At 30.3% G+C, this 11,020-nt stretch carries 11 protein-coding genes; 10 read left to right on the top strand and 1 reads right to left on the bottom strand.

From position 1 onward, the window contains the following. A partial coding sequence (locus HGPB_RS06505) for an IS3 family transposase (protein WP_019132887.1) occupies window positions 1-258 on the top strand: 258 nt, incomplete at its 5' end. Window positions 259-326: 68 nt separating this feature from the next. On the opposite strand, the gene HGPB_RS06500 is transcribed toward HGPB_RS06505, so the two are convergent. Next, a complete protein-coding gene (locus HGPB_RS06500) occupies window positions 327-1,343 on the bottom strand; it encodes a PTS sugar transporter subunit IIC (RefSeq protein ID WP_019132886.1) in 1,017 nt (338 codons plus the stop codon). Between the two features lie 241 nt (window positions 1,344-1,584). Here HGPB_RS06500 and HGPB_RS06495 point away from each other — a divergent pair, with 241 nt between their 5' ends. The 9 genes from HGPB_RS06495 to glmU all read left to right on the top strand — a co-directional run bounded on the left by HGPB_RS06495 (window position 1,585) and on the right by glmU (window position 11,015). Further along, complete coding sequence (locus tag HGPB_RS06495) at window positions 1,585-2,511, top strand: substrate-binding domain-containing protein (RefSeq protein WP_019132885.1); 927 nt, start codon at window positions 1,585-1,587, stop codon at window positions 2,509-2,511. 48 nt (window positions 2,512-2,559) lie between these two features. Beyond that, window positions 2,560-3,474 carry a phosphate ABC transporter permease subunit PstC gene (pstC, locus tag HGPB_RS06490; RefSeq protein WP_019132884.1) on the top strand — a complete coding sequence of 305 codons (915 nt, stop codon included), beginning with the start codon at window positions 2,560-2,562 and terminating at the stop codon, window positions 3,472-3,474. Continuing rightward, a complete protein-coding gene (gene pstA, locus HGPB_RS06485; RefSeq protein ID WP_019132883.1) occupies window positions 3,471-4,361 on the top strand; it encodes a phosphate ABC transporter permease PstA in 891 nt (296 codons plus the stop codon). Before pstC ends, pstA begins: the two co-directional genes overlap by 4 nt. Next, complete coding sequence (gene pstB, locus HGPB_RS06480) at window positions 4,358-5,110, top strand: phosphate ABC transporter ATP-binding protein PstB (RefSeq protein WP_019132882.1); 753 nt, start codon at window positions 4,358-4,360, stop codon at window positions 5,108-5,110. The genes pstA and pstB overlap by 4 nt, the downstream gene beginning before the upstream one ends. 4 nt (window positions 5,111-5,114) lie before the next feature. Then, window positions 5,115-5,747: a phosphate signaling complex protein PhoU gene (gene phoU / locus HGPB_RS06475; protein ID WP_019132881.1), complete on the top strand. Its 633-nt coding sequence runs from the start codon at window positions 5,115-5,117 to the stop codon at window positions 5,745-5,747. Between the two features lies 1 nt (window position 5,748). Further along, complete coding sequence (locus HGPB_RS06470) at window positions 5,749-6,432, top strand: response regulator transcription factor (RefSeq protein ID WP_019132880.1); 684 nt, start codon at window positions 5,749-5,751, stop codon at window positions 6,430-6,432. Beyond that, window positions 6,425-8,104, top strand: a complete 1,680-nt coding sequence (locus tag HGPB_RS06465) for a sensor histidine kinase (RefSeq protein ID WP_019132879.1) — start codon at window positions 6,425-6,427, stop codon at window positions 8,102-8,104. Before HGPB_RS06470 ends, HGPB_RS06465 begins: the two co-directional genes overlap by 8 nt. A gap of 684 nt (window positions 8,105-8,788) precedes the next feature. Beyond that, window positions 8,789-9,472, top strand: coding sequence for a hypothetical protein (locus HGPB_RS06455; RefSeq protein WP_019132877.1), 684 nt, complete (start codon window positions 8,789-8,791; stop codon window positions 9,470-9,472). A 160-nt stretch (window positions 9,473-9,632) separates the two neighbouring features. Continuing rightward, on the top strand, window positions 9,633-11,015 hold the full coding sequence (gene glmU / locus HGPB_RS06450) for a bifunctional UDP-N-acetylglucosamine diphosphorylase/glucosamine-1-phosphate N-acetyltransferase GlmU (protein ID WP_019132876.1): 1,383 nt from the start codon (window positions 9,633-9,635) through the stop codon (window positions 11,013-11,015). Window positions 11,016-11,020: the final 5 nt, after the last annotated feature.

The raw sequence follows: 11,020 nt of genomic DNA, 5'->3' as shown, positions 1-11,020 counted from the left end.
GATGAGCTTAAAAAGCATGGTATAAGACAATCAATGTCAAGAAAAGGGAATTGTTATGATAATTCTATTATGGAAACATTCTTTGGAAGATTAAAAAATGAAGTGTATTATGGCTATGAAAAGAGCTATAGTTCTTATGAAGAATTTTCTAAAGCAATAGAGGAATACATCTATTATTACAATAACGAAAGAATTCAATCAAAAACAAAATGGATGCCACCTACAAAGTATAGGTTAGCATCCACTACAACTAATTAATTAAATATTGTGTCCAGTTTTATGGGTACACATCAATTTAAATCTCTGATCTTTCTTTTTTTGCAGTTTTAGTTAAGTTTCATATCTCCATCTTTTATAAGTCCTTTAGATCTCATAATAGCATAAACTATATAGGATATAAGTGCGGGTAATATTATATGAAGTCCAATTATTAATAAAAATAATTTTCCTGATGGAGTGTAAGAACTCATAGCATTAAAGGTTCCAATTTGTCCAACAAGACCGGATGTACCCATGCCTGCACCAAGTGGTGTGTTTTCCATTTTAAATATGCAGGTTGATATTGGTCCAAGTATTGCCGATGCAATAATTGGTGGAATAAATATTTTTGGATTTTTAATTATATTTGGAACTTGTAGCATGCTGGTTCCAATTCCTTGGGCTGCTAGGCCTTCAAGACCATTATCCTTAAAAGAGATTACAGCAAAACCAATCATATTTGCACAACAACCAACTGTTGCTGCACCAGCTGCAAGTCCTGATAAGGATAGCATAATACAAAGTGCTGCAGATGATATTGGTAGAGTTAGGACAATTCCAACAATAACAGAAACTAAAATTCCCATTATAAAAGGTTGTTGATTAGTAGAAAACATAATTAGGTTTCCAAGACCAAGCATTAAATTTTGTATGTAAGGTCCTATAAATGTTGCAACAAACATTCCAGAAAGAACTGTAACAACAGGTGTTACAATTATATCTAATTTTGTTTCTTTAGATATAAGCTTTCCTAATTCAACTGCGATTATTGTTGCAATAAATACTCCAATTGGTCCACCTTGTTCGTAGGCACTTATGCCCACTAAAGTGGATGAAAACATTACAAGGTCTGGAGCCATTAAAGAATATGCAATTGAGATTGCTATTGCAGCACCAGCTGCTTGATTAGCAACAGGCCAGATTACATCTGTAAAAAAGCCAATGTTAAATTCTTGACCTATGGTGTTAAGAATAGTACCAACTAACAAAGAAGCGAACAAACCATAAGCCATGGCACCCATAGCTTTAATAAAATAAATTCGCCAAGAAACATATACATGTTTTCTTTTTAAAAATTCTTTCATGTCATTTCCTCTTTCGCCGAATTTTATCACTTTGTAAAGTGATTTTATAAGTATGATAACAATAAAATTATAACATAGATATAAATAAGTGAAACTCAAAGACTTAAATTTGCAGAATTACAGGAAAAAGTTTTGTAAAATATTTTACAATAAATTTACACTTTAGTTTATGGAACTTTACATATCATTTCTATAATGTAAATGAAATTTAAATAATAAATCATTTGAAAGGGAGAAAGAAATGAAATCAAGAATTTTTGGTAAGAAAATAACTTTAGCTGTTTTAGTAGGTATTTTAACTTTATCTTTAGCAGCATGCTCTGGAAAAAATAATGCAACTAATAATACAGCTGATGCTAATGCTAAAGAAGACACAAAGACTGAAGCAAGCGCAGAAGGAGCAATTAATGCTATCACAAGAGAACAAGGTTCTGGTACAAGATCAGCATTTACTGAAATTACAGGTGTAATGGAAAAAGATGCTGATGGAAATGAAGTAGATAATACTTCAGAAGAACTTAGTGTTCAAAATTCAACTAATGCTGTTCTTACAGCTGTATCAAATGACGAAAATGCAATTGGATATATTTCACTTGGATCATTAAACGATACTGTAAAAGCTCTTAAAGTTGAAGGCGTTGAAGCAGATCACGATAAGGTTAAATCAGGTGACTACAAAATAGCAAGACCATTTAACCTAGTTTATAAGTCTGATCTTGATCCAGCAGCTCAAGACTTAATTGACTTTATTATGTCTGATGAAGGACAAGAAATTGTATCTAATGAAGGATATGTTGGAGATCCTCAAGGTAAAAAATATGAAGGATCTGGATCAACTGCTCATTTAACAATAGCTGGTTCAACTTCTGTAACTCCACTTATGGAAAAACTTATTGAAGGATACAAAAAATACAATCCAGACTTCCAAGGCGATATCCAAGCTACAGGTTCATCAGCAGGTGTAAAAGCTGCTCAAGATGGTTCAGCTCAAATTGGTATGGCTTCGAGAGAAATCAAGCCAGAAGAAACAGGCGTTGAAAAATTAGTTATAGCTATGGATGGTATTGCAGTAATTGTAAATAATGATTCTCTAGTAGAAGATTTAACAATTGAACAAATAAAAGATATCTTTACTGGCAAAATAACTGACTGGTCTGAAATTAAATAAGTAAGTTTAATTTAAAGAAAAGAGTTTATTATGGAGAATAACACATTGATGGAGAATAAAACTTATATACAAAAAAAATCATATAAGCCAAATAATTTTGCAGGCAAAGATTTTAAAGAAACTATAGTAAAATATTTATTCTTGCTATGTGCTCTTCTATCGGTTCTATTCATAATATTGATATCTGTCTTTATATTTCAAGGTGGATTCAATGTTTTTAGGGTAGTGGGGATTAAGGATTTCATCTTTAATAAAAGTTGGGCTCCGATGAATACCCCGGCATCATATGGAATATTACCAATGATATTTGGATCTGTAATAATTACTTTTTTGGCATCTATTATGGCAATTCCAATTGCTGTATTTTCAGCGATTTATCTAGCAATAGATTGTCCAAAGAAAGTCTATAGATTTTTAAAACCAGCACTAAATCTAATGGCTGGGATTCCTTCTATAGTCTATGGCTTTTTTGCACTAACTGTTATAGTTCCAATGATGAGAGATATGTTTGGTGGAAATGGAATGAGCATATTAACTGCTTCAATACTATTATTAATAATGATACTTCCAACAATTATAAGTATCTCAGAATCTGCCATAAGAGCGGTACCTAAATCTTATTATCAAGGGGGTATCGCTCTTGGTGCTAATCACGAAAGAGCAGTATTAAAAATTGTACTTCCTGCAGCAAAATCAGGAGTTTTTGCAGGAATAATTTTAGGAATAGGACGTGCTATAGGAGAAACTATGGCTGTTATATTAGTAGCTGGGAACCAAACAAGATTAACATTTAATATATTTAAAGGAATCAGAACTATGACTACGAATATAGTTCTTGAAATGGGATATGCAACCGGCATGCACGCTGAAGCTTTAATCGCAACAGCTTGTGTATTATTTATATTTATTTTAATAATAAATATATCTTTCTTTGTCGTAAAGAAAAGGAGTGAATACATGTGATTACTGCTTTAAAAATTATTTTCGTTCTTGCAGCTATTTTGATAGCTTCAGCTCTATATCTAAAAAAAAGAAACGAATTAAATCCATATAGATACTTTTCACTAGTATCTATAATATTTACATTCGGATCATTAATATCAATAGTTGTTTATATAATAACTATGGGCATACCTCATATAAATACTCAGATGTTTTCTCTAGAATATACAACAGATAATGTGACCATGCTTCCATCTATTATTACTACTTTAATAGTTGTTGTACTTGGAATATTAATAGCAGCACCAGTTGGAATATTTACGGCAATTTATCTAGTTGAATATGCAAAAAGTGGCTCAAAAGTTGTAGAAGTAATAAGACTAGCAGCAGAAACTCTACAAGGAATACCATCAATAGTTTATGGACTTTTTGGTATGTTGTTTTTTGTAAATAGGATAAATCTTGGATATTCAATATTATCGGGCGTATTTACAATATCAATAATGATTTTACCTTTAATAATAAGATCAACCGAAGAAGCACTAAAATCAGTAGATAATTCTTTAAGAGAAGCAAGTTTTGGACTTGGAGCAGGAAAGCTTAGAACAATATTTAAAGTTGTACTACCAGTTGCAATACCAGGAATACTTGCAGGAGTTGTACTTGCTGTTGGACGTATAGTTGGAGAAACTGCTTGTCTAATTTATACATTAGGTACTGCAACATCTTTACCAAAAGGACTATTCTCCTCTTCAAGAACTCTAGCCCTTCATATGTATATGCTTTCATCAGAGGGACTATACGTTGGAGAAGCTTATGCAAGTGCCATGGTGCTACTTTTAGTAGTAGTTTTGCTTAACTTTATAGCAACAAAAATTGGAAATAAAATATCGGAGGTAGAAGTTTGAGCAAGATAGAAGTTAAAGATTTAAATCTTTGGTATGGCGATTTTAAAGCTCTAAAATCAATAGATATGGACATAAATGAAAATGAAATAACAGCCTTTATTGGGCCATCAGGTTGTGGAAAATCAACCATGCTTAAATGTATAAATAGGATGAACGACCTTGTAGAAGATTGTAAGATAAAGGGTTTAATAACACTCGATGGGGAAGATATATACCAATCAAACTACAATGTAAATACTTTAAGAAAAAGAGTTGGCATGGTTTTTCAACATCCAAATCCATTTCCTAAATCAATTTATGACAACATAGCATTTGGACCAAGAACTCATGGAATAAATAAAAAAAGTACTCTTGATGAAATTGTTGAAAGATCTTTAAAACAAGCGGCTATTTGGGATGAAGTTAAGGATGATCTTGATAAGAGTGCAATTTCTTTATCAGGTGGTCAACAACAAAGACTTTGCATAGCAAGAGCCTTATCAGTTGAGCCAGAGGTAATATTAATGGATGAACCAACATCAGCACTTGACCCAATTTCTACAGGAAAAATTGAGGACTTGGTAATAGAACTTAAAAAGCAGTATACTATAGTCATGGTAACTCATAATATGCAACAAGCATCGAGAGTTTCAGATAAAACTGCCTTTTTCTTAACAGGAGAAGTAGTTGAGTTTGGAGATACATTAAATATTTTCTCAAAACCTGAAGATAAAAGAACCGAAGACTATATAACTGGAAGGTTTGGGTGATAGGATGAGAGAAAAATTTGACAGAGATTTAGAAAGGTTAAATGAACGACTACTAGAAATGGTAACTTTGAGTGAAAGAGCCATTGATAAGGCAGTTACCTTAATAGATGTTGAAAATGAATTAGTAAGAAGAGAAGTTTATAACCTAGAAGAAGAAATTGATAGCATGGAAAATCTAATTCAATCAGATTGTTTAAGGATGATAGTTGAGCAACAACCAGTAGCAAGTGATTTAAGGACAATAACAGCGGCCTTAAAAATGATAACAGATCTTGAAAGAATTGGAGACCAAGCAAGAGATATTGCAGAAGTTACTAAAAATCTAAACCATAAATATGACTTTGAAGATATTGATGGTATAGAAAAAATGGCAAATGCAACTACAAAAATCGTAAAAGAATCTGTTGATAGCTTTGTAAACAAAGATTTAAAAGCAGCAAAAACAATTCGAGAAAAAGATGATATTGTAGATGATTTATTTGTTGAGCTTAGAAATAAGCTAACTAAGCACATAGAAGAAGGCCATCCAGACTCTGCAAATATTGTTGATTTAATTATAATTATAAAATACTTAGAAAGAATTGCAGACCATGCAGTAAATATCTCAGAATGGGTTATTTTCTCAATTGAGGGATAATATGTTGATATATATAGTTGAAGATGATAATTCTATACAAAAACTAATAGAATATGCATTAAAATCAAAAAATTATTCATGCAAGGGTTTTGAAAAGGGAAAAGAGTTTTTCAAAGAAATGGATAATGAAATTCCAGATTTAATATTATTAGATATTATGCTACCAGATATGGATGGGATAGAAATACTAAAAATATTAAAACAAAATCCCAAGACAAATGATATACCAATTATGATGATAACAGCAAAAACATCTGAATATGATATAGTTAGTTCCTTAGACATGGGGGCAGATGACTATATGAAAAAACCATTTTCTGTCTTGGAACTACTTTCTAGAGTGAATGCACTTCTTAGAAGAAAGAGTAAGAATGAGCAAGAATTTCTAGAATTTGAAGGAATAAAAATTGATTTATTAAGAAGAAAAGTTTTTGTTGATGGCAAAAATATAAGTTTGACCTATAAAGAATTTGAATTATTAAAATATATGATAAGCAATGTTGATATAGTCTTATCAAGAGAAAATCTTTTAAATTCAGTGTGGGGCTATGACTATGAGGGCGAAACAAGAACTGTTGATATGCATATAAAGTTTTTAAGAGAAAAATTGGGTGATAAAAGAGATTTGATACACACTGTAAGAGGTGTTGGTTATAAAATCTCAATGAGGGACGATAATGAATAAAAGAATTTATAGAAGCCTTATATTTATTGCATTTCTAACTCTTATATTAAGTACAATTGTATCTTTATTTGTAAATTATAAATTCTATGAAAAATCCAGCATAGATAATATGAGCAATCTTACAAATATAATAAAAGAAGACTTAGAAAACACTGATGATAGAATTGAATATCTAGAAAGGGCATCAAGAATTAATAGCAAGATAAGAATATCCTACTTTGACCAAGGAGCCAATCCTATATTTGACTCAAAAGCCGATGTAAAAACTATGGAAAACCATGGCAATAGAAAAGAAATAATTAATGCCAATAGTAGCATAGAAAAAAAGGCAACTAGGTATTCTGAAACTTTATCTACCGATAGTGTATATATTGCTTACAGGCTAAGTGATGGATCTTATATAAGACTAGCTAGTCCAATAAATACAATTGCTGGCAGCTTTTTTAAGATTTTGCCAATCAATCTGATTTTAGCAGTCTTTATTTTTATTATAGCTATGTTTATATCCAAGAATTCCACTAAAAAAATCTTGGAACCACTAAACAAATCATCATCTGATCCTGAATCAGTAGATTTAAGTGAAATACCAGAAATTTCTCCCTTTGTAAGAGAAATAACAGCTCAAAAAGATATAATTGCTAAGCATCTAGAGCAAATAAAAATCGAAAGAGATACGATTGGACTTATACTTGAAAATATGAGAGAAGGTCTGTTGATCTTAGATAGCGAAAAAAATATCTTAGTTATAAATAAAAAGGCTACAGAATTTTTATCAAGCAATCTAAACTCTTCAATGGGACTAAACGATAAAAATATTTTATATGTAACTAGGGAAGAAAAATTAATAGATTCAATAGAAAATTCCTACAAGGGTAAATCCTATTCTGATTCAATAGAAGTAGGAGATAAAATAATAAAATATTATGTAAATCCTGTCTATATTGGCGATGAAATATCAGGATCTATCGTATTATTAATAGATGAAACAAAAAGACAAAGGCTTGAAAAAATAAGGGAAGAATTTTCTGCCAATGTTTCTCATGAATTAAAAACACCACTAACTTCAATATGTGGATTTGCAGAACTTTTAAAAAACGATATGGTTGCAGTAGATGATCAAAAAGAAATAATAAATAGCATCTATTCAGAATCTAATAGACTTTTAGACTTGATAGATGAAATTATTAGAATTTCTAGCCTAGAATCATCCGTAACAGTAAAAAAAGAAGATGTAAATTTAAGAGAAATAGCAGATGAGCTAGCTTATCAGTTTAGAGATAAGGCAGAAAAGAAAAATGTTAGAATTATCGTTAATGGAAATGAAAAATTGATGGCTAATAACACCATGATGTGGGAACTTCTATCAAATCTTTTAGACAATGCCATAAAATACAATAAGGAAGACGGCAGTGTAAAAATTGATATGTCCAGAGATAATGACAATGTTATCTTGTCAGTAGAAGACACAGGAATTGGCATTGATAATAAAGACCTCGATAGGGTTTTTGAAAGATTTTACAGGGTAGATAAGTCTAGGTCCAAAAAATCTGGTGGAACAGGACTCGGTCTAAGTATAGTAAAACACATAATTAAAAATCATGATGGTAATTTAAAAGTAGAATCTGAATTAGGAAAAGGAACAAAAATAACTGTTTATCTTCCAATTGACTAATTCATATAAAAGATAAGCGGCTTAGCCGCTTTTTTTATGCCTTCTTACATATACTTATTTGATTTAAAAATATATACATGATAGCCTTGACTCAGAAATGAAATCAAATCAAGGAAAGGATGGTTAAATATGAGAAAATGTGTACTTACTTTAGGAATATTTGAGATAATATTTTGTCTTTTCACCATATCTTATTATATAGGATTTGAAAAATTTTCTTATTTTAAGCTATTCCTTATACTTCTTCCAAGTCTTGCTTGTATTTGGATAGCAATAAGCAAAAAACCACTTGAGAATGAAATTTTTGGAAAGTTTTTAACATATGCTTTTACCTTATTTTATTTTATAGTTTATTCAAATTTAGTAAAGGATTTGGATTTCGGTTTTTTTAAAGAAACTTTATTTTTTCTTGTTTATATTTTAAGCTTAGGTGTTTTTCTTACATTGAAAGGAAAAATTTTATTAAAAGAATAGAATAAAATCATATAACTTTTAAAAATTCACTCAAGAGACAAATTATATTATAAATTTTATTAAATTATACAATTAAAAACAGGAATTTGTTGAATTAATTTTACTTAAAAATATATATAAATTTACTTAAAAAGGGACTAAAAAGTCTCTTTTTTTGTGGTCTTTATCCCTATAATAATTTATAATTAAGAAAAGATTATGAGGTGAAATATGAAAAAACTACTGGATAATATAGGGGGATTAGATTTCTATTTACTAGGCCTTAATGAGGTCGATGAACTTCTAGACTTTTCTGATAAGATATACCAAGAAATAGAAGATAAATCCACTTTTTTTCGTACAAGCAAGGAAGAAATTGTAAACTATTTAGAAAACGGATCTTTTCTTCTTGGAGTTTATGATGATGATAAACTTGTTGCCTTCAGAATGACAGTAATTGAAAAATATAAAGATTCTTTGATTTATAATCTTATTGACAAAATTGATGAGGAAGAAGATATTATCTGCAATGACTCTTGCATGGTAGATAAAAATTATAGGGGAAGATCACTTCAAAATATTACAAGAGATTTGACAATAAATAACTTGCTAAAAGAAGATTTTAGACATTTTTATTCGACAGTTTCGAATAAAAACTACCATTCTTTTAAAAATGTATTTAAAAATGGATATACTATGGTAGATTTTAGGACTGTTTATCATGATAAAGAGACTGGCGAAGATTATGATAGGTGTATTTTTTACAAAGATATTCAAGATCCTTTTGAATTTTTAGATCATGAAAGAAGGATCCATCATGAGGACATAGAAGAGTTTAAAGAAGCCTTAAATTCTGATTACTATGCTTGTGATTGTGATGAAAAAGATATAATTTTTAAAAAAGTGAGGAAGTAAGGCATGTTTATCATGCCTTATTTTTAACTTGGTCTAGATATTTTTATTTTTTTGTTTTATCCTTGTAATGATAGTATAATTTAAGTAAATAAATAGTGTTGTGATAATTAATTTTCGAATATATAATATATTTAGAAAAATAAAGAGGTGCGATGATTTAATGAGAGTCTGCGTAATACTTGCAGCGGGTGAAGGCTCAAGAATGAAGTCCAGTGAACCGAAGGTGCTTCATGAAATTCTGGGCATGCCTATGCTTGAGTATATTATTTTAAATGCTAAAGAATCAAATATAGAAAAAATTAATATTGTTGTTGGACACGGAGAAGAAAAGATCAGATCACATTTTAAAGATGATGATTCCATATCTTTTAAATCTCAACCAATAGGGGACCAATATCCTTATGGAACAGGTTTTGCTGTCATGCAAACCCTAGACAGTTTCTCAGATGATGATACTGTCTTAATTTTAAATGGTGATACCCCTCTTATAAGATCGCAAACTATCGATGAACTTATAAAATTCCACGAAATAAATAACTATTCAGCAACAATACTTACAGCTAATATGGATTGTCCTTTTGGATACGGTAGGATTGTAAGGGACGAAAATGCTGAAATCAAACAGATTGTTGAAGAAAAAGATGCTTGTCAAAAAGAAAAGCTAATCAGAGAAATAAATTCAGGGATTTTTGTATTTAAGGGAAAATATTTAAAAAAGGCTTTAGAAGATTTGGATACAAACAATGAACAAGGTGAATTGTATGTAACTGATACGATTGCAAATCTTGCTAAGTCTGGCAAAAAAATTGGTGGATATAATCTAAAGGATAACACTGAAATTCTTGGTGTAAATTCTAGAGATAATCTTGCAAATTGCACAAGGATTATGAAAGATAGGATAAATAAAAACTACCTAGTGAATGGAGTTACAATGATAGATTCTCAATTTGTAACTATTGAACCAAAGGTAAAAATAGGAAAAGATACAGTAATTTATCCTGGAGCAGTCCTACAAGGAGATACTGAGATAGGCGAAAATTGTGTGATTTATGGAACTTCAAGAATTGTTGATTCAAAGATTGGAGATAATGTTTCAATAGACAATTGCCTAATAGAAGAATCAGTTGTAGGAGAGGGAACAAAACTTGGACCTTATGCTCATTTAAGACCTAATTCTAATATTGGAAAAAATACAAAGATAGGAAACTTTGTTGAGGTTAAAAATTCAAAAATCGGTGATGGAACAAAGGCTGCCCATTTAGCTTATATTGGAGATGCTGATATTGGCGAAAATGTAAATATAGGTTGCGGTGTAATCTTTGTTAATTATGATGGAAAAAATAAATTCAGATCAACAGTAGAAGATAATGCCTTTGTTGGATCGAATTCAAATATAGTTGCTCCTGTTACTGTTAAGGAAAATGGATATATAGCAGCAGGCTCAACTATAACTAAAGATGTTGAAGAAGGAGAGCTTTCAATAGAAAGAGCTAGTCAAAAAAATATAAGTGGATGGGTAGAGAGAAAAGGTTTATTAAAATAGGAGGA

It is taken from the genome of Peptoniphilus obesi ph1, assembly GCF_000311865.1.
In the GTDB taxonomy this organism is placed as follows: Bacteria; Bacillota; Clostridia; order Tissierellales; family Peptoniphilaceae; genus Peptoniphilus_E; species Peptoniphilus_E obesi.
This window is presented reverse-complemented; position numbering and strand designations above follow the sequence as displayed.

Coding starts and splice junctions, on each gene's coding strand:
- HGPB_RS06500 (WP_019132886.1), bottom strand. CDS start 1,343: ATGAAAGAATTTTTAAAAAGAAAACATGTATATGTTTCTTGGCGAATT.
- HGPB_RS06495 (WP_019132885.1), top strand. CDS start 1,585: ATGAAATCAAGAATTTTTGGTAAGAAAATAACTTTAGCTGTTTTAGTA.
- pstC (WP_019132884.1), top strand. CDS start 2,560: ATGGAGAATAAAACTTATATACAAAAAAAATCATATAAGCCAAATAAT.
- phoU (WP_019132881.1), top strand. CDS start 5,115: ATGAGAGAAAAATTTGACAGAGATTTAGAAAGGTTAAATGAACGACTA.
- HGPB_RS06470 (WP_019132880.1), top strand. CDS start 5,749: ATGTTGATATATATAGTTGAAGATGATAATTCTATACAAAAACTAATA.
- HGPB_RS06465 (WP_019132879.1), top strand. CDS start 6,425: ATGAATAAAAGAATTTATAGAAGCCTTATATTTATTGCATTTCTAACT.
- HGPB_RS06455 (WP_019132877.1), top strand. CDS start 8,789: ATGAAAAAACTACTGGATAATATAGGGGGATTAGATTTCTATTTACTA.
- glmU (WP_019132876.1), top strand. CDS start 9,633: ATGAGAGTCTGCGTAATACTTGCAGCGGGTGAAGGCTCAAGAATGAAG.